This window comes from Saccharothrix sp. S26, assembly GCF_021390395.1.
GTDB lineage: Bacteria > Actinomycetota > Actinomycetes > Mycobacteriales > Pseudonocardiaceae > Actinosynnema.
In genome coordinates this window covers 46,194-65,433 of sequence record NZ_JAJUWT010000023.1, presented here as the reverse complement: position 1 = coordinate 65,433, position 19,240 = coordinate 46,194, and the positions used below count along the sequence as shown (strand labels likewise).

15 protein-coding genes are annotated in these 19,240 nt (G+C 73.6%); 11 read left to right on the top strand and 4 right to left on the bottom strand.

Annotated features, from left to right (window positions below; genetic code table 11):
• Window positions 1-28: 28 nt before the first annotated feature.
• On the top strand, window positions 29-3,304 hold the full coding sequence (locus LZG04_RS31685; protein ID WP_233823886.1) for a glycosyltransferase: 3,276 nt from the start codon (window positions 29-31) through the stop codon (window positions 3,302-3,304).
• Window positions 3,305-3,429: 125 nt separating this feature from the next.
• Here LZG04_RS31685 and LZG04_RS31680 read toward each other — a convergent pair whose 3' ends face one another.
• The gene (locus LZG04_RS31680) at window positions 3,430-3,873 is read right to left on the bottom strand and encodes a metallopeptidase family protein (protein ID WP_123748322.1); all 444 of its coding nucleotides are present in this window, start codon (window positions 3,871-3,873) and stop codon (window positions 3,430-3,432) included.
• A gap of 150 nt (window positions 3,874-4,023) precedes the next feature.
• On the opposite strand from LZG04_RS31680, the gene LZG04_RS31675 reads away from it, so the two are divergent.
• The 6 genes from LZG04_RS31675 (at window position 4,024) to LZG04_RS31650 (ending at window position 9,298) form a co-directional block, all read left to right on the top strand.
• Complete coding sequence (locus tag LZG04_RS31675; RefSeq protein ID WP_233823883.1) at window positions 4,024-4,383, top strand: DUF3499 domain-containing protein; 360 nt, start codon at window positions 4,024-4,026, stop codon at window positions 4,381-4,383.
• An 88-nt stretch (window positions 4,384-4,471) separates the two neighbouring features.
• Complete coding sequence (locus LZG04_RS31670; RefSeq protein ID WP_233823881.1) at window positions 4,472-5,824, top strand: phosphomannomutase/phosphoglucomutase; 1,353 nt, start codon at window positions 4,472-4,474, stop codon at window positions 5,822-5,824.
• Between the two features lie 5 nt (window positions 5,825-5,829).
• Window positions 5,830-6,027 carry a Trm112 family protein gene (locus LZG04_RS31665; protein WP_233824209.1) on the top strand — a complete coding sequence of 66 codons (198 nt, stop codon included), beginning with the start codon at window positions 5,830-5,832 and terminating at the stop codon, window positions 6,025-6,027.
• 6 nt (window positions 6,028-6,033) lie between these two features.
• Window positions 6,034-7,110: an SIS domain-containing protein gene (locus tag LZG04_RS31660; protein WP_233823879.1), complete on the top strand. Its 1,077-nt coding sequence runs from the start codon at window positions 6,034-6,036 to the stop codon at window positions 7,108-7,110.
• Between the two features lie 4 nt (window positions 7,111-7,114).
• On the top strand, window positions 7,115-8,332 hold the full coding sequence (gene manA, locus LZG04_RS31655; RefSeq protein ID WP_233823877.1) for a mannose-6-phosphate isomerase, class I: 1,218 nt from the start codon (window positions 7,115-7,117) through the stop codon (window positions 8,330-8,332).
• A 42-nt stretch (window positions 8,333-8,374) separates the two neighbouring features.
• Entirely contained in the window at window positions 8,375-9,298 is a 924-nt protein-coding gene (locus LZG04_RS31650; protein WP_233823875.1) for a cation diffusion facilitator family transporter, read from the top strand.
• A 369-nt stretch (window positions 9,299-9,667) separates the two neighbouring features.
• On the opposite strand, the gene LZG04_RS31645 is transcribed toward LZG04_RS31650, so the two are convergent.
• Entirely contained in the window at window positions 9,668-11,188 is a 1,521-nt protein-coding gene (locus LZG04_RS31645; protein WP_233823873.1) for an amino acid permease, read from the bottom strand.
• A gap of 112 nt (window positions 11,189-11,300) precedes the next feature.
• On the opposite strand from LZG04_RS31645, the gene LZG04_RS31640 reads away from it, so the two are divergent.
• Window positions 11,301-12,569, top strand: coding sequence for a glutamate mutase L (locus tag LZG04_RS31640; protein WP_233823871.1), 1,269 nt, complete (start codon window positions 11,301-11,303; stop codon window positions 12,567-12,569).
• On the opposite strand, the gene LZG04_RS31635 is transcribed toward LZG04_RS31640, so the two are convergent.
• Window positions 12,541-14,988 (bottom strand): hypothetical protein, encoded by a 2,448-nt coding sequence (locus LZG04_RS31635; RefSeq protein ID WP_233823869.1) that lies wholly within the window; start codon window positions 14,986-14,988, stop codon window positions 12,541-12,543. The two genes, LZG04_RS31640 and LZG04_RS31635, sit on opposite strands and share 29 nt — an antisense overlap.
• A gap of 133 nt (window positions 14,989-15,121) precedes the next feature.
• On the opposite strand from LZG04_RS31635, the gene ahcY reads away from it, so the two are divergent.
• Entirely contained in the window at window positions 15,122-16,585 is a 1,464-nt protein-coding gene (gene ahcY, locus LZG04_RS31630; RefSeq protein ID WP_233823867.1) for an adenosylhomocysteinase, read from the top strand.
• Window positions 16,586-16,633: 48 nt separating this feature from the next.
• On the opposite strand, the gene LZG04_RS31625 is transcribed toward ahcY, so the two are convergent.
• Window positions 16,634-17,584: a hypothetical protein gene (locus LZG04_RS31625; RefSeq protein WP_233823865.1), complete on the bottom strand. Its 951-nt coding sequence runs from the start codon at window positions 17,582-17,584 to the stop codon at window positions 16,634-16,636.
• Window positions 17,585-17,724: 140 nt separating this feature from the next.
• Here LZG04_RS31625 and LZG04_RS31620 point away from each other — a divergent pair, with 140 nt between their 5' ends.
• A complete protein-coding gene (locus LZG04_RS31620) occupies window positions 17,725-18,366 on the top strand; it encodes a dTMP kinase (RefSeq protein WP_233823863.1) in 642 nt (213 codons plus the stop codon).
• Between the two features lie 186 nt (window positions 18,367-18,552).
• A complete protein-coding gene (gene mtrA, locus LZG04_RS31615) occupies window positions 18,553-19,230 on the top strand; it encodes an MtrAB system response regulator MtrA (RefSeq protein ID WP_015104936.1) in 678 nt (225 codons plus the stop codon).
• Window positions 19,231-19,240 lie beyond the last annotated feature (10 nt).

Here is a 19,240-nt window from a genome sequence, read left to right as displayed (position 1 = left end):
CGTAGTCGGAGCGACCTAGGAGCGGCACTTGACGAGCGGGGCCACTCCGCGGCTGCGCACCGCGCCCGTGCTGGCGGTGCTGGTGTGCCACGACGGCGACCGGTGGCTGGGCACGGCGCTGTCGGCGTTGCGCCGCCAACACCCGCGCCCGCGGCACGTGATCGCGGTCGACACGGGTTCCCTGGACGGCACCGCGAAGCTGCTCGCCGAAGCCTCCGATGGTCCCGATCGGGTGATTGACGGCGTGCTGACGCTGCCGCGCGGCACGGGGTTCGGCGCGGCCGTGCACGCCGCCGTCGAGCACGCCGTGCAGCGGTGGGGCGATCCCGGCGCGTGGCTGTGGCTGCTGCACGACGACTGCGCCCCGGAACCGGACTGCCTGTCCGCCCTGCTGACCGCGGCCGAGGTGTCGCCGTCGGCCGCCGTGCTCGGTCCGCTGAGCCTGGACTGGGGCGACCCGCGGCTCGTGGTGGAGGCGGGGCTGTCCACCGACGCGTCCGGCCACCGCCAGACCGGCATGGGCCGGGTGGAGCTGGCCGGGTCGTTCCGGCAGAGCACCGAGGCGCTGGCGGTGCCGTCGGCCGGGTCGCTGATCCGCCGCACGGCCTGGGAGTCGCTGGGCGGCTACGACCGCGCGATGCCGTTGCTGCGCGACGACATCGACTTCGGCTGGCGCGCCAACCTCGCCGGGCACCTGGTGCTGTCGGTGCCGGTGGCGCGGATGCGGCACGCGCGTGCCGCCGGGCGCGGCGCGCGGCGGTTGGACGCGGCGGTGGCCCGACCAGGACCGGCGGCGCGCGGCGTGGACCGGGCGCACGGGCTGCGCACGTTCCTGGTCAACTGCGGCGCGGTGTCGTTCGTCCTGGGGCTGCCGCGGATCGCCGTGCTCGCGGTCCTGCGCGCCCTCGGTTTCCTGCTGCTGCGCCGGTTCTCCGACGCGCACGCCGAGCTGGGCGCGCTGCGGTACCTGCTCAGCGGACGCGCCCGGTTGCTGGCAGGCCGGGCCGAACGACCGGCGCACGGGGTCGTGCGCGGGTTGTTCACCAGCCGGATCACCCGGTTGCGCAACGCGATCCGGGCCGCGTCGGCCGCGCTGGTCCGGCGGCGCGTCGAGGCCGACCTGGCGCTGGGCCGGCTGCCCGAGGACGACGCGCGGCCGGGCGCCTGGTCGCTTCCGTCCGAAGTGGAGCGTCCCGCGGTGGGCCCGGCGGCGTTGCCCGCCGGCGTGCTGTCGCGGCGGCGTCCGGTGCGGGCGACGGGCGGGCTGAGGCGGCCCGCGGTGACGGTGCCGGTAAAGGCGCCCGCGCCGACCGGGCAGCGGCCCTCGCCCCGTCCACGCCCGTCGCCCGTGCCGCGCGGTGCGGGTGCGCCCGGCGTGGTCTTCGTCGAGGTCGACCGGAAGCGGGTGCTGCGGTCGCTGGTGCTCGGGCCGCCGTTGCTGCTGGTGGTGGGCCTGGCCGTGTTCGGGATCCTGGCCAACGACTCGCGGGTCGGGCTCGACCTGAGCGGCGGGCGGCTGCTGCCGGTGGGCGACCTGGCGAGCACCTGGTCGTCGTACCTGGCGGCCTGGCACCCGGTCGCGGGCGGCACGACCGCGCCCGCGCCGGCGGCGTTGGCGGTGCTGGGGGCGGTCGGCGTGCTGGTCGGGTCGCCGGCCGCGCTGGTGGCGGTGCTGTTCATCGGCGACGCGCCGTTGGCCGGCCTGGCGGCCTACGCGGCGTCACGGCGGATGCCCGTGCGGCGGCCCGTGCGGGCGCTCGTGGCGGCGGCGTACGCCTTGCTGCCGGCGGCGACGGCGGCGGTGAGCCAGGGTCGGCTGGACGTCGTCGTGGTGCACGTGCTCGCGCCGGTGGTGTTCGCCGGGGTGGTGTCCGCGCTGCGGGGCGGGGCGGGCGCGTCGTGGCTGCCCGTGGCGTCGGGGACGGCGTTGGCGCTGGCGGCGGTGGGCGCGTTCTCGCCGCTGGTGCACGGGCTGGTGGCGTTCGCCGCGCTGGCCGGGTTCGTGGTGGTGCCGGGGCGGCACGGCGACGGGCGGCGGCGGGTGGCGTCGCTGTTCATGATCGTGCTGCTGCCGATGGCGCTGCTGCTGCCGTGGCCCGCGGTGGTGCTCCAGCACCCGTCCGTGGTGCTGCACGGCGTGGGCGCGTTCGTCGAGTCGCCGGCGGTGGGGCTGGTGGACCTGCTGTCGCTGCGGCCGGGCGGGACGGGCGCGGTGCCGTTCGTCGGGTTCACCGTGGTCGGGTTCGCGCTGCTCGCGGGGCTGCTGCGGCCGTCGCGGTCGATGCTGGCGGGGTTGGCGGTGGTGGTGCTGGGCGGGTTCGCGGTGATCGTGCTGCGGACCGTGCCGGTGGCCCCGCTGCCCGGCGGTGAGGCGTCGCCCGGGTGGACCGGTGGGCCGTTGGTGCTGGTCGGGTGGGGTTTGCTGTGGGTGGTGCTGTCGGCGTTCCGGCGTGACGCGGGCACCGCGCCGCTGCGGCGGGTCGTGCCGGTGCTCGGGGTGCTGTCGGTGGTGGCGTTGGCGTGCGCCGGGTTCGTCGGGCTGGGGTCTGGTGCGTTGACGGCGGACGGCGCGCGGTTGCCGACGACGGTGGCGCAGGAGCTGCCGCGGACCGGGCGGTCGGTGCTGGTGCTGGGCACGCCGCCGCGGCTGGTGGCCGGGCGGATGCCCGCGTTCGGCGACGACGACCTGGTGCCCGTGGCGACGGCCACCACCCGGTTGCAGCGGTGGTCGCGCGACCTGACCGGTGGGTCGGCGGAGGCGGCGCGGGTGGCGTTGGCGCAGGCGGCGGCGTCCGGGGTGGCGTTCGTGGTGGTGCCGGACCGGGAGACGGCGCAGCGGGTGCGCGAGGCGGTCGGCGAGCTGGTGGCCGTGACGCCGTCGATGTCGGACGGTCGGCCCGTGCTGCGGGTGCAGCTGGCGGCGGGGAACGCCGTGCTGCTGTCGCCGGAGCTGGCGCGGCGGGCGCGGACCGGCGGCAACCCTCCCGTGGAGCTGGGCGCGCCCGGCATCGCCCCGGTCGAGGCCGCGCCGCCGGAGGTGGGCGTTCAGGTGTCCGAGGGGCCCGAGGGACGGCTGCTGGTGCTGGCGGCGGAGGAGGAGCCGGGCTGGCGGGCGTGGGTGGACGGCCGCGAGGTGACGATCGTGCGGGCGTGGGGCCACCTGGTCGGCGTGACGGTGCCGACCACGGCCTCGGAGGTGCGCGTGGAGGCGTCCACGACCCTGCGCGAGCTGCTCCTGATGCTCCAGGCCGCCGCCGCCCTCTTCACCCTCCTGACCGCCATCCCCACCCGCCGCCGCCCCTGAACGCTCAACTCGCCTGTTCCGAACGTAGGACACGCGCGTCCTGAACGTAGGACTCACGCGCGAGTCCTACGTTCAGGACGCGAGAGTCCTACGTTCAGGACACCCGAGTTCAACGCTCGGGGCGGTCAGTCGCCGTCGATCACGTCCGGGTCCAGGCCCAGGTAGTTGGCCACCTGCTCGACCAGCACGTCGTGGACCAGGTCGGACAGGTCGGCCCCGTCCTTGGCGCGCGCCTCCAGCGGCCGCCGGTACAGCACGATCCGGGCACGGCGGTCGGCCCCGGCGGGCACGAGCCGCGCCAGGGGCACGTTGCCGTCCTCCACCACGTCACCGTCGTCGCCCGACTGGACGTCCGGCACGTCGTCCACCGCGACGTCCAGTTGCGTGAGCTCCGTGCGCCACCGCGCCTCGATCGGCTCCAACGCCTCCAGCACCAGCGCGTCGAACCGCTCCGCCCGGCTGCGGGCCGCCGGCAACGTGGCCGGGTAGAGGGGACCGCGCAACCCCCGACCGTGCCGGTCGCGGTTGCGTCGCCGCGGAGCGCCCTGCCGCCGTGAACCCCGAGCCATCACCACGAGGTAGAGGGTAGTTGTCCGCCCGCGGACCCCGTCCAGCCGGACCTCCGCGACCAGGCAACTTGCCCGACCGCGGCACCACCGCCGCCGCCGCGCCGGAGGTAATCCAACACACGCCGCGCGGGACGCGATATCGTCCCCGCCGTGCGGAGCGTGAGACGGTGCTCGCGAACCGGGTGCGCGAACCCGGCAGTCGCCACGCTCACGTACGCCTATGCGGACTCCACAGCGGTGGTCGGACCCCTGGCGACGTACTCCGAACCGCACTCCTACGACCTGTGCGAGGAGCACGCCCTGCGCCTCACCGCGCCGCGCGGCTGGGAGGTCGTCCGGCACCAGGGCGAGTTCCGCGCCCCCGAACCCACCGTGGACGACCTCACGGCGCTGGCCGAGGCGGTCCGCGAGGCGGGCCGGGCCACACCCCAGGTCGAGCTGCCGGAGCTGCCCGGGGGCACGATCCGACGCGGCCACCTGCGCGTTCTGCCCGATCCGAACGAAGACTGAACTAACACCCAGCGACCGGACACGACGCCCACGCGCGCGCCGGTAGGCTTCCCAAGGCAGTGTCAAGAGCCAACTTGGGAGTGTGGCCGTGCGCGATCTGTCCGGCATCGTCAAGGCTTACGACATCCGCGGTGTCGTCGGTGAGCAGCTCGACGCCGACGTCGTACGCGACTTCGGCGCGGCGTTCGCCCGCCTGGTCGGCGGTCCCGCGGTGGTGATCGGGCACGACATGCGCGAGTCGTCACCGGGCCTGGCGGCGGCGTTCGCCGAGGGCGTCACCGCGCAGGGCGTCGACGTGGTCAGCATCGGCCTGGCCAGCACCGACATGCTGTACTTCGCCTCCGGCAAGCTGGACCTGCCCGGCGCGATGTTCACCGCCAGCCACAACCCGGCCAAGTACAACGGCATCAAGCTGTGCCGGCCGGGTGCGGCCCCCGTGGGCCAGGACAGCGGCCTGGCGCAGATCCGCGCGGACGCCGAGCAGGGCGTGCCGGACGCCGAGGGCGTGGCCAAGGGCAAGGTCACCGAGCAGGACATGCTCACCGACTACGCCGCCTACCTGCGGGAACTGGTCGACCTGAGCGGCAGCAGGCCGTTGAAGGTCGTGGTGGACGCGGGCAACGGCATGGGCGGCCACACGGTGCCGAAGGTGTTCGAGGGCCTGCCGATCGAGATCGTGCCGATGTACTTCGAGCTCGACGGCAACTTCCCCAACCACGAGGCCAACCCGCTGGACCCGAAGAACATCGTGGACCTGCAGGAACGCGTCCGGGCCGAGGGCGCGGACGCGGGTGTCGCGTTCGACGGCGACGCGGACCGCTGCTTCGTCGTGGACGAGCGCGGCGAGCCGGTGTCCCCGTCCGCCATCACGGCCCTGGTCGCGGTGCGCGAGCTGGCCAAGGACCCCGGCGGCACGATCATCCACAACCTGATCACCTCGCACGGGGTGCCGGAGATCGTCCGCGAGCACGGCGGCGTGCCGGTGCGCACCCGCGTGGGCCACTCGTTCATCAAGGAGGAGATGGCCAAGACGGGCGCCATCTTCGGCGGCGAGCACTCCGCGCACTACTACTTCCGCGACTTCTGGCGTGCCGACACGGGCATGCTGGCCGCGCTGCACGTGCTGGCCGCGCTCGGCGAGCAGGACGGCCCGCTGTCCGAGCTGACCAGGGACTACTCCCGCTACGCGGCGTCGGGCGAGATCAACTCCACGGTGGACGACCAGCAGGGCAGGCTGGCCGCGATCAAGGCCGAGTTCGGCGGGCGCGACGGCGTCGAGCTGGACGAGCTGGACGGCCTCACGGTGAACCTGCCGGACGGCTCCTGGTTCAACCTCCGTGCGTCCAACACCGAGCCGCTGCTCCGGCTCAACGTCGAAGCCGCCGACGCGGCCTCCGTCGCGGCGCTGCGCGACGAGGTCCTGGCGATCGTGAGGGGATGAGCGCCGTGGCTGTCCAACTGGACGCGCAGTTGCTGGAGATCCTGGCCTGCCCGTGCCCGGAGCACGCGCCGCTGAAGGTCGGCACCGCCGCCGACCCGCTCGCGGACTACCTGACCTGCACCTCGTGCGGCCGGTCGTTCCCGGTTCGGGACGGCATCCCGGTGCTGCTGCTGGACGAGGCTGTCGAGCCGACGGCCGGGTGAGCTCGCGTGCTTGACGACAGCCTCCTCGACGACCAGTCCCGGCTCACCGACGCCGACCGGGAAGGTCTGCTGCGTGCCGCCGCACGGGCGGGCGCGCAGGTCCGGGCGACCGCCGAGGCGGCCGACGAGCTCGGCGTCGACCGGGTGTTCGCCGAACGCCCGCGGGCGTTGGTGCTGGTCACGCGCCCCGGCGTGGGTGGCGCGATCGCCGGGGTGGTGACGGCCCTGCTCGGGACGCGCTGCCCCGTGCCGGTCGTGGTCGCCGACGACGTGCCGACGTGGGTGGGCGCGCTGGACGTGGTGCTCGCGCACACCGAGGACCCCGGTGACGTGCTGATGGCCGAGTCGGTGGACCGGGCGGCCCGGCGCGGCGCGCGCGTGCTGCTGACCGCCGAGCCGGACGGCCCGGTGGCGGCCTCGGCCGCGCAGCACGCGCTGCTCATCCCGCCGCGCGTGCCGGTGCCGCAGGGCTTCGGCTTCGCCCGCGGTTTCGCCGCGTGGCTGACGGCGCTGAAGTCGTTGCGGCTGCTCGACGTGGACGTGCAGGCCGTCGCGGACGAGCTGGACCGCGAGGCCGAGCGGTGCCACCCGATGCACGAGTCGTTCGTCAACCCGGCCAAGACCCTCGCGTTGCGCGTCGCCGAGCGGACCCCGTTGCTGTGGGGCCTGGACGACCTCGCCACGGCGGTCGCCGCGCACGGCGCGGGCGTGCTCGCGACCTACGCGGGCGTGGTGAGCGACGTGGCCGGCTATCCTCAGGCCCTGACCCGGTCGGTGCTGCACCGCCGGGCCGTGCGCGGCACGTCCGGCGCCGACCTGTTCGCCGACCCGGACGACGAGCACGACGGCCTGGTCCGCGTGCTGCTGGTGGCCGCGCGGCGGGGTCCGCAGGCCGACTTCGCCCGGCGGGTCGCGATGGAGACCTTGTCCGGCGCCGACGTGTTCGAACCGGCCGAGGAGGTCAGCGGGGGCGAGGCCGTGTGCGCCGCGCTGCTCGCGCTGCGGTTCGAGCTGGCCGCGCTGTACCTGGGCCTGGCGGCGGGAACGCTGGGCGGGCCCGGCCTGTACGCGCCGGCCGTGTGAGGGGATGACTGTGGATCTGCTGCACAACGCGGTGCGGGCGTACGCGTGGGGGTCGCGCACGGCCATCGCCGAGCTGCTCGGGAAGGAGGTGCCGACGCCGCACCCCGAGGCCGAGCTGTGGATGGGCGCCCACCCCGGCGACCCGTCCCGGGTGGTGGGGCCGGACGGCGCGGAGCAGTCGCTGCTGGAACTGCTCGCCGACGACCCGGACGGCCAGCTCGGCGCCCGCCACGCCGACCGGTGGGGCAGCAGGCTGCCGTTCCTGCTCAAGGTGCTGGCCGCGGACGAGCCGCTGAGCCTTCAGGCGCACCCGTCGGCCGAGCAGGCGGCGAACGGCTTCGCCGCCGAGGACGCGGCGGGCGTGCCGATGGACTCGCCGATCCGCAACTACAAGGACCCGTCCGCGAAGCCCGAGCTGATCTGCGCGTTGACCGAGTTCCACGCGCTGGCGGGGTTCCGGGACCCGGCGCGCACGGTGGCGCTGCTGCGGTCGTTGGACGCGCCGGACTTCGCCCCGTACGTCGAGCTGCTGGCGGCCCAGCCGGACGCGGGCGGCCTGCGCGCCCTGTTCACCACGCTCATCACGCTGCCGCAGACCGCGCTGGACATGCTCCTGCCGCAGGTGCTGGACGCGTGCGTGCTGCACGTGAAGGAGCACGGCGAGTTCGACCTGGAGTGCCGCACGGTGCTGGAGCTGGGGGAGGCCTACCCCGGTGACGCGGGCGTGCTGGCCGCGCTGCTGCTCAACCGGATCGTGCTGCGGCCGGGCGAGGCGATCTACCTGCCCGCCGGCAACCTGCACGCCTACCTGCACGGCACCGGCGTGGAGATCCTGGCCAACTCCGACAACGTGCTGCGCTGCGGGTTGACGCCCAAGCACGTGGACGTGCCCGAGCTGCTGCGCGTGCTGGACTTCGGGTGCGGCGACATGCCCGTGCAGACCGGCGTGCAGACCTCGCCGGGGCTGTGGTCGTACCGGACGCCGTGCCCGGAGTTCGAGCTGTCGCGGATCGAGGTCGGGCCGTCGGTGCACGTCCGGGTGGACCACAGCGGGCCGCAGATCCTGCTCTGCACGCGCGGCCGGGCCCGGTTGACGTGCGGTGACGACACCGTGGAGCTGGCGTGTGGCCAGTCCGTCTGGCTGCCCGCGCGTGATCCCGAGGTGATCGTCACGGCGGAGGTTGACACCCAGCTTTTCCGGGCAACCCCCGGCGTTGAGTAGGGTCACACCGACAATTCGGACCTGGGCGCTTAGGGAGCAACCGTGTCAGCAGGGGGCGGGACCAAGGCGATCATCGCCGCACTGGTGGCCAACGCCGGGATCGCCGCGGCGAAGTTCGTCGGCTTCCTGATCACCGGATCGTCGTCCATGCTCGCCGAGTCGGTGCACTCGGTGGCGGACACGTCCAACCAGGGCCTGCTGCTGCTCGGGCAGAAGACCGCCCGCCGCAAGGCCACCCTGAACCACCCGTTCGGGTTCGGTCGGGACCGGTACTTCTACTCGTTCATCGTCGCGTTGATGCTGTTCAGCCTCGGCTCGGTGTTCGCCCTCTACGAGGGCATCCACAAGCTGGAGTCGCACGAGGAGCTGAGCAGCCCGATCGTCGCGGTGATCATCCTGCTGGTCGCGATCGGCCTGGAGTCCTACAGCTTCCGCACCGCGATCGTGGAGTCGAAGGCGATCAAGGGGAACGCCACCTGGTGGCAGTTCATCCGGCAGTCCAAGGTGCCGGAGCTGCCGGTCGTGCTGCTGGAGGACGCGGGCGCGCTGTTCGGCCTGGTCCTGGCGCTGCTGGGCGTGGGCCTGTCGACGTTGACCGGTGACCCGGTGTGGGACGCCATCGGCACCATCTGCATCGGCGCGCTGCTGGGCGTGATCGCGGTGATCCTGATCGTGGAGATGAAGTCGCTGCTGATCGGGGAGGGCGCGGCACCGGCCGAGCTGGACGTGATCGTGGACGAGCTGGCGGCCGGCAAGGTGCAGCGCGTCATCCACATCAAGACCCAGTACATCGGGCCGGACGAGATGCTGGTGGCGGCCAAGATCGCGCTGAACCCGGGCCTGTCGATCGACGAGGTGGCCGAGGCCATCGACGCCGCGGAACAACGCGTCCGGGCCAAGGTCCCCGCCGCCCGCCTGATCTACCTGGAACCCGACCTGGACCGGTCGCTGACCACCAAGTCGTAGCCCTCGGGCGAGGAAGGGCGACGAGCTGCTGTGCGCAGCGCTCGTCGCCCTTCGCCGTTCGGTCCCTTTGGCTTCGTGCGGATGGCTCGGTGGCCGTCGAGGTCCGGCCGGGGACGGACTGTCCCTCGGTGCAGTCGGCTCGGTGGCCGTCGAGGACCGGCAGGGGACGGGACCGTCTCTTGGTGCGGTGGCTCGGTGGCCGTCGAGGATCGGCCCGGACGGACCGGTGCCACGGTGCCGGGACTCGACCGGGCCGTGGTCGTGCTCGCGCGGGCCCGGTGTCCGGTGGGCCGGGGGTGCGGGTCGAAGTTGAGAGGGGCTGCTGCCCCGCCGGCACCTCGACGCGCCCCCGGCCCACCGTTCGCGCCGTTACGGGATCTCGTCGTGCTTCACCACGGGCGTGGCGGTGGTGCCCTTGCGGCCCAGGAGGGAGTGGCGGCGGCTGTAGGCGAAGTACACGACCACGCCCAGCGCCATCCACACCAGGAACCGGACCCAGGTCAGGGCGGTCAGGTTCAGCATCAGCCACAGGCACGCCAGGATCGCCAGGACCGGGACCACCGGCACCCACGGCACGCGGAACCCGCGCGGCAGGTCGGGGCGGGTCTTGCGGAGCACCAGCACGCCCGCGGAGACCAGGATGAACGCGAACAGCGTGCCGACGTTCACCATCTCCTCCAGCTTGCCCGCCGGGAAGAAGCCGGCCGCGAAGGCGACCAGCACGCCGATGATCACGGTGATCCGGACCGGCGTGCCGCGCTCACCCGTGCGGGCCAGGCCGCGCGGCAGCAGGCCGTCGCGCGACATCGCGAACAGCACCCGCGACTGGCCCAGCATCAGCACCATCACCACGGTGGTCAGGCCGGCCAGCGCGCCGACCGAGATGACGGTGGCCGCCCAGTCCACGCCGTTGGCCGAGAACGCGGTCGCCAACGTCGCCCGCGTGCCGTCCGGCTGGGTCTTGAGCTGGTCGTACGGCAGCATCCCGGTGATCACCAGCGACACCGCCACGTACAGCACGGTCACGATCGCCAGCGACCCGAGGATGCCGCGCGGCACGGCGCGCTGCGGGTCGCGGGTCTCTTCGGCGGTCGTCGCGACCACGTCGAAGCCGATGAACGCGAAGAACACCAGCGACGCGGCGGCCAGCAGCCCCAGCACGCCGTACGTGCTGCCCTCGAAGCCCGTGAGCAGCGAGAACAGCGACTGCTCCAGGCCGGTCGCGGTGGTGCCGCCGGACTGGGCGGGCGGGATGTACGGGGTGTAGTTCGCCGCCTTGATGTAGCCGATGCCCAGCACGATCACCAGCAGCACGACGGCCACCTTCACCGCCGTGATCACCGCGCTGACCCGCGACGACAGCTTCGTGCCCAGCGCCAGCAGCACGGTCAGCACACCGACCAGCAGCAACGAGCCCCAGTCGACGTCCACGCCGCCGACGGCCGAGGTGGTCTTCACCTCCAGGCCCACGTGCGCCAGCACCGTCTGCAGGTACACCGACCAGCCCTTGGCCACGGCCGCGGCGCCGACCGCGAACTCCAGCACCAGGTCCCAGCCGATGATCCAGGCCATGAACTCGCCGAACGTGGCGTAGGAGAACGTGTACGCGCTGCCCGCCACCGGCACGGTCGACGCGAACTCCGCGTAGCACAGCGCGGCCAGCGCGCAGGCCACCGCCGCGAGCACGAACGCCAGCGACACCGACGGCCCCGCGAGGTTGCCCGCGGTGGACGCGGTGAGCGTGAAGATGCCCGCGCCGATGACGACCGCGACGCCGAACACCGTCAGGTCCCACGCGGTGAGGTCCTTGCGGAGTCTGGTGTCCGGCTCGTCGGTGTCCGCGATCGACTGCTCGATCGACTTAGTGCGCCACAGCCCGTTGCCTGGCACGGTGTCGCCTCCTGTGTTGGGTGGCCGGTGTCGTCCGCAGGCGGTCGCCTGGTTGGTCCGTTCAGACTAGAGGTGACCACCGACATCCGGCGTCACCGGTAGTTTCGCCGGCATGACCGTGCTCTGCCTCGACATCGGCTCGACGTGGACGAAGGGCGCCCTCGTGTCGGCGGACGGCGAGCTGCTGGGCACCGCGCAGCACCCGACCACCCCGCCCGAGGTGCTCCGAGGTATTGACGCCGTCGCGGGTGCGTTAAACCCCGCCGAGCGCACCCTGGCCTGCTCGTCGGCGGGCGGCGGGTTGCGGCTGGCGGTCGTGGGGCAGGAACGGCTGGTCAGCGCCGAGGCCGGGTACCGGGTGGCGCTGTCGGCGGGCGCGAAGGTGGTGCACGTCAGCGCCGGGCCGCTGGACGGCGCGGGCGTGCGGGCGTTGCGGGCGTCGAGGCCGGACCTGGTCCTGCTCGTCGGCGGCACGGACGGCGGCGACGCGTCGGTCCTGCTGCACAACGCCCGCGCGTTGAGCCGGGTGGCGTGCCCGATCGTGCTCGCGGGCAACGCCGAGGCCCAGCCGGAGGCGGCGCGGCTGCTCGCGGGCCGGACGGTGGTGCGCACCGCGAACGTGCTGCCGGACGTGGGCGAGCTGGCCCCCGGTCCGGCGCGTGCGGCGATCCGCGAGGTGTTCCTGCGGCACGTGATCGGCGGCAAGGGGCTCTCCCGCGGCAGGAGGTTCCGCGGGCTCGTGCGCGCGGTCACCCCGGACGCCGTGCTGCGGGGCGTGTCGCGGCTGGCCATGCAGGACCGGGAAGGCGCGGTGCTCGTGGTGGACGTCGGCGGGGCCACCACCGACGTCTACTCGGCGGTGTCCACAGTGGAAGGTCCGGAGCGGGCGGTCGCGCTGCCGCCGGACCGCCGCACCGTCGAGGGCGACCTCGGCCTGCGCTGGTCCGCGCCGGGCGTGGTGGCCGAAGCGCTGGCGGAGAAGCTGATCGACAAGGACGAGGCCGCCGCGCTGGAAGCGGAAGCCGCCGCCCGGGCCGCCGACGTGACCTGGCTGCCCGACGACCCGGCCGCCGACCACCGGCTGGCCGGGCTCGCCGCCGTGCTGGCCGTGCGTCGCCACCTCCGGCTCGTGGACGGCCGACTGGGGCCGCAGGGGGCGGGTCTGCTCGTGCTGTCCGGCGGGGTGTTCCGGCACGCCGAGTCCACCGACGACGTCGAACGGGTGCTGCGCGCCGACCCGGTCCTGCGCCCGGTCCTGCGCACGGCCGCGATCGCGGTCGACCGCGACTACGTGCTGGCCCCGGCCGGGCTGCTCGCCGAGGCGGGCCGCCCGGACGCCGCCGACCGCCTGCTCACTTCGGTTCGGGCTCGGGAGACCTGACCTGCGCTTGCCCGCTCGGTTCGGGCGCGGGCGACCTGATCGGTTCGGGTGCGGGCGACCTGACCGGGGCCTGTCGCGCCGTCGGCAGCACGGGTGGTGCGGGTGGTTCCGGCGTCTCCAGCCCGGCCGCGATGGCGATCGCCCGGTCCCACTCGGGGTCGGAGGTGTAGTCGGCGTGCCGGTTCACGCCCGGCGCCCACCGCCGTCCCGGGAACGGTCCCCGCTGCGGGTCCGGCAGCCAGTGGTCGCCGCCGAGCACCAGCGCGCCCGTCGGGCCGCGCAACGCCGGCGGCAACGCGCCCGACGTGCCGTCCGGCCGGAAGCCCGCGCCCAGCAGCATCCCGTCGAACACCTGCCGGTTCCACGTCATCACCGCGCCGCCCAGCGCGTCCGTGCCGCGGCACAGCGCGCGCCACCGCCCGGCCAACCCGCCGGCCAGTGACGCCAGCGAGCTGTGCGGCACCACCGCCGGGAACGCCCGCGGGTACGCCCACTGCAACTGCGACCCCGCCGTGACCAGGCCCACGCGTTCGGCCTCGTGGGGCGGCAGCTCCTCCAGCAGCCGCGCCGCCGCCACGGCCGCGAGCAGACTGCCCTGGCTGTGCCCGGCCAGCACCACCCGCGTGCCGGGGTCGGCCAGGTGCTCGCGCACCCGTGCCACCAGCTCCGGCACCACCTTCAACGCGTAGCACGGCGGCACCACGGGGTGCGCCTCCCGCGGCCAGAACGCGGCCAGGTCCGCCAGCACGCCGACCTGCCGTGCCTTGTCGGGCCGCCGTGCCGCCAGGTACACCGCCCTGAGCAGCGACAACGCCAGCACGGCCAGGACGACCACGCCGAAGGTGATGACCGGCTGCGCCCACGTCGGCGGGTGGACTCCCCGCAACCGCAGCAGCGCCGCCGGCACCGCGCCGACCGCCAGGACCGACGACATGACCAGCACCACGTGGTGGCTGTGCCGTCGCTGCCACCGCGCCCACCACCACGCCCGCGCAGCGCGCTTCGCGTCCCGTGCACGTCCCGCGTGCAACAAGGACGCCTCACGCGCCCACTCCTTGTCCCGCCGCAGGGAGCTCCACCGCATCATCCCGGTGGTCGCCGCCATGGCCACCCCGGCCAGGAACGCCAGCACCCCGGCCACGCCCCACAGCAGCGCGATGTAGTCGTAGCCGTCCGGCAGGTCGCCGTGCCCGAGCACCCGCTGGACGGCCAGCGCCACCCCCGCGCCGAACCCGCCGCCGAGCAGCGCGGCCACCGCCACCACCGGCGCGGCCATCCACCCGCCGGCCCACGGCCGCAGGTCGCGCGGCTGCGCCGACCAGGTGCGCCGGGCCAGCAGCGCGGCCGGGACCAGCAGCAACCCGATCAGCACGCACACCAGCGCGACCAGCGCCGCCACCATCTGCACGGCCAGGTCCGCGCCGGGCAGCCGGGCCGGCAACCGGACCAGCAACGCCGCCGCGGCCAGCAGCGACAGCCAGGCGACGGCCTGCAACACGCGCCGCGGCTTGCGCCCCAGTGCCGCCCTCAGCCACCGGCCACCGCGGTGGGGCGCGCCGCCGGTGGGGTCGTCCAGCAGCATCGCGCCCAGCGCGGCCACCGTGAGCAGCGCGAGCCCCGCGGTCCAGCACGCCGTGATCGCGACGCCGTGCCAGCCGGGCGCGAGCACCGGTCCGGGCGGCCCGCCCAGCGCGACCACCACGGCCGTACCCAGGCCCGCCACCACGTGCAGCACCCGCAACGCGGGCGTGTCCGGGTCGGTGGCCACGTGCGCGCCGGGCAGCCCGGACCGCCCGCCCTCGGCCGCGGGCACCTCCTTGCGCTCGATCCGCCAGTCCACACTGGACATCCGGTGCAGCACCAGCACGGCCAGCGCGATCGGCGCGAGCCCCACGACGGCCCGCACCCACGGCGTCGTGCTCAGCCACGACGGGCCCCACAGGCACGGCGAGCCGGGCGCGAGGCACTGCGCGGCCACCAGGTCGAGGCTGATCACCTCCAGCTGGGCGACCAGCAGCACGGTCAGCAGCAGTGCGGCCAGCCGAAGCATCGCGCGCAGCGCGATCCCCAGCAGGTGCGCGGGCGCGGAGCCGGTCGGCACGGGCGGCAGCATCCAGTGCGCCACGTTCGCCAGCGAGAAGGGGAACAGCAGCGCCCACGTCGCCTTGGCCCACCCGCCGGAGGTCATCGCGCCCCAGACGTAACCCTCGACCACCCTGGTCACGGGGCGTCCGGCGGCCTGCAACACCGGGCCGGGGGCGGGTCTGCGCAGCCGGTCGGCCGGGCGCACGACGCGGCCGAGCCCGTCGCCCGCCACGTCCACCGCCGCCACCGCGTCGACCAGCGACTGCGGGGTGGTGCCCTGCACACCGTGCACCCGCAGTTCGACCACCCGTGTGTCGGGCCCGGGAATCAGCACGAATCCTCCCGCGAACATCACTTCCGCCTGGTCCTACTCTGGTCCATCGGTGCGCAGATGCCGCCGACCTCCGTGGCCCGGCGTGGCGGGCGGTAGTGTCGGCTCGTCCTACCCGAATATGGAGGAACCCGCGATGACCGCCGAGAGGCTCCAAACCCGCAACGGCATCGACTTCGCCGTGGCGGACCTCTCCCTGGCCGAGTTCGGCCGCAAAGAGATCCGGCTGGCCGAGCACGAGATGCCCGGCCTGATGGCGTTGCGCCGCGAGTACTCGGAGGTCTACCCGCTCAAGGGCGCGCGGATCTCCGGCTCACTGCACATGACCGTGCAGACGGCCGTCCTGATCGAGACCCTGGTCGCGCTGGGCGCCGAGGTCCGCTGGGCGTCGTGCAACATCTTCTCCACCCAGGACCACGCCGCCGCCGCGGTCGTCGTCGGCCCCCACGGCACCGAGGACGAGCCCAAGGGCGTGCCGGTGTTCGCCTGGAAGGGCGAGACCCTGGAGGAGTACTGGTGGACCGCCGAGTCGATGCTGACCTGGCCCGACGGCGGCGGCCCGAACATGATCCTGGACGACGGCGGCGACGCGACGCTGCTGGTCCACAAGGGCGTGCAGTACGAGAAGGCCGGTGTCGTCCCGCAGCCCGAGGCCGACGACCCCGAGGAGTGGGCGCTGATCCTGGAGACGCTGCGCCGCTCGCTGGCGGCCGACAGCGGGAAGTGGACCAAGATCGCCGAGGGCATCCGCGGCGTGACCGAGGAGACCACCACCGGCGTCATGCGGCTCTACCAGCTCGCCGCCGCCGGTGAGCTGCTGTTCCCGGCGATCAACGTCAACGACGCGGTGACCAAGTCGAAGTTCGACAACCGCTACGGCATCCGGCACTCGCTGATCGACGGCATCAACCGGGGCACCGACGTGCTCATGGGCGGCAAGGTGGCCGTGATCTGCGGTTACGGTGACGTCGGCAAGGGCGCGGCGGAGTCGCTGCGCGGCCAGGGCGCGCGGATCATCGTGACCGAGATCGACCCGATCTGCGCCCTGCAGGCCGCGATGGACGGCTACGAGGTGCAGACCCTGGAGGACGTGATCGACCGCGCCGACATCGTGATCACCACGACCGGCAACAAGGACGTCGTGCGCATCGAGCACATGGCGGCCATGAAGCACCAGGCGATCGTGGGCAACATCGGCCACTTCGACAACGAGATCGACATGGCCGGCCTGGCCCGCTTCCCCGGCATCCGCCGGATCAACATCAAGCCGCAGGTCGACGAGTGGGTCTTCCCCGACGGCCACTCCATCCTGGTGCTGTCGGAGGGCCGCCTGCTCAACCTGGGCAACGCCACCGGCCACCCCAGCTTCGTGATGTCGAACTCCTTCTCCAACCAGGTGATCGCCCAGATCGAGCTGTTCACCAAGTTCCAGGAGTACGACAAGGAGGTCTACCGCCTGCCCAAGAAGCTGGACGAGAAGGTCGCCCGCATCCACCTGGAGGCGCTGGGCGGCAAGCTCACCAAGCTGACCAAGGACCAGGCCGAGTACATCGACGTCGACGTCGAGGGCCCCTACAAGCCCGAGCACTACCGCTACTGATCGAGTTCGCGGGCGACGGCCGGGGCGTCCACCGCCCCGGCCGTCGTGCTAGGTCCACTCGACGCTGATCCCGGCCACGCCGGGTCCGACGTCCTCGAAGTACGCGCTGGCGAACCCGCCCAGCCCGCACACCAGCTCCTCCAGGTCCACCGGCACGGCGTCGGCCTCCACCCGGAACTGCTTGGTGCACCGGGCGGGCAGGGCGCGGCGGTTGAAGGCCAGTTGCAGCAGGTAGCCGCGGCACGGTTCGCGGAACGCCCGGCGGTGGCCCGGCGTCGGCCCGCCGGTGTCGTCCACCACGGTGAAGCTGAACACGTGCTCCTCGCCCTCGGCGAGCCTGCGGTCGAACAGCAGCTCGAACGCCAGCCCGCGGGTGGCCAACTGCCTGCGCACCCGGCCCAGCCGGCACCCCTCGCCCGGTCGCACGAGCGCGTTGTCGATCAGGCACCCCTCGTCGCCCTGGTGCACGGCCAGGTACCGGTCGGGTCCGGCCTTCGCCGCCCGCACCACCAGCCGCGTGCTGATCGACCGCTGCTCCCGTTCCGGGCCGATGAGCACGGTGTCGTGCACGGACAGCACCTCGATGTCGGTGTTCGCGCCCACGTCGGTGACGGCCTCGAACTCCGACAGCACCGGCACCGGCGACACCCAGCCGCTGGGCCTGGTCAGCCGGGGTTGCGGCCGGTTGCCGACCAGCGCGACCAGCGACTCGGGCGGCAGCTTCAGCACGGTCTCCAGGGCGCGCACGGTGGCGATGGCGCGGGGCACCTCGGGGTGGCGCAGGCCGCGCTGCCAGTAGCTCAGGGTGGACTGCCCGACCTGCACGCCCAGCTGCTCCAGGTGCGCGCGCAACCGGGCCAGCGACAGGCCGCGGTGCGCGATGGCGTCGTGCAGGGCCCGGTGGAACGGCCCGTACCGCAGGGTCTCGGCGAGGCCGCCGGGCAGGTTCCCGGGCGGGTGCTCGTCAACCGGTCTGGCGTGCCCGGAATCCGCGGTCACCGCGGCACCACCCTTTCGCGCAACCGGAAATGGGGTTCACCGTAGTCACTCAATCTGGTGACGCAAAGGATCTCTTGTCACCCGACTGGGCGATGTGATGCCGCCGATCGTGAGCAGGGGGTGCCCCTTAGGGTGTTCTCGTGGGAAAACTCGTCGTGATCGAGGGCCTGGACGGCGCGGGCAAGCGCACCCTGGCCAAGGCGTTGACCGACGCGCTGGGCGCACGGGGGGCGAAGGTCGCCACGGGCGCGTTCCCGCGCTACGACGAGGACGTGCACGCCGACCTGGTGCGCGACGCGCTGCACGGCAGGCTGGGTGACCTCACCGACTCGGTGTACGGCATGTCCGTGCTCTACGCGCTGGACCGGCGCGGCGCGGCCGACCGCATCCGGGCGGAGCTGGACCAGTACGACGTGGTGCTGCTCGACCGGTTCACCGCCTCCAGCGCCGCGTACGGCGCGGCCCGGCTGCACCAGGGCGCGGACGGCGAGTTCGTCGAGTGGGTGCGGGCGCTGGAGGTGGACCGCTTCGGGTTGCCGATCCCCGACTTGCACCTGTTGCTGCGCGTGCCCTCGGGCGTGGCGGCGGAGCGCGCGGCGCACCGCGAGGCGGAAGAGGCCAGGGGGCGTGACCTGTACGAGTCGGACGGCGGGCTGCAAGCGCGCTGCGCCGCCGTGTACGACGGGCTGGCCGCGGCCGGGTGGCTCTCGCCGTGGGAGGTGCTGGACGGCACGGCTGACCTGCGCGTCGAGGAGTTCCTCGACCGGTGGTTCACCCATTAGTGTAAGAAAGTAACGAAACGTCACCACCGTGCCGATGAGTCGCTGAGGATTCTCGTTTCAGCGGGACGAGGTGGGCACGTGGATCGGCGGCAGAGACTGGCTACGGAGTGGACGCGCACGACGACCAGCAGCGATGACCGCTGGGCGGTGCGTGGACAGCCGGCCACTAGTGGGACGATGTTGGGTATGAAGGCACGCGTGCTCGTCGTGGACGACGACCCCGCTCTGGCGGAGATGCTGACCATCGTGCTGCGGGGCGAGGGCTTCGACACCGCTGTGGTGGCCGACGGCGCCCGCGCGCTGCCCGCGCTGCGCGAGTTGAAGCCCGACCTGGTGCTGTTGGACCTCATGCTGCCCGGCATGAACGGCATCGACGTCTGCAAGGCGATCAGGTCGGAGTCGGGCGTCCCGATCGTGATGCTGACCGCGAAGAGTGACACGGTGGACGTGGTGCTCGGCCTGGAGTCGGGCGCGGACGACTACGTGGTCAAGCCGTTCAAGCCGAAGGAGCTGGTGGCCCGCATCCGGGCGCGCCTGCGCCGCACCGAGGCCGAGCCCGCCGAGGTGCTCCAGATCGGCGACCTGACCATCGACGTGCCGGGGCACGAGGTGCTGCGCGAGGGCAAGCCGATCCAGCTCACGCCGCTGGAGTTCGACCTGCTCGTGGCGCTGGCCCGCAAGCCGCGCCAGGTGTTCACCCGCGAGGTGCTGCTGGAGCAGGTGTGGGGCTACCGGCACGCGGCGGACACCCGGCTGGTGAACGTCCACGTGCAGCGGCTGCGCTCCAAGGTCGAGCGCGACCCGGAGCACCCCGAGGTGGTGCTGACCGTGCGCGGCGTCGGGTACAAGGCCGGCCCTCCGTGATCGGGACCCG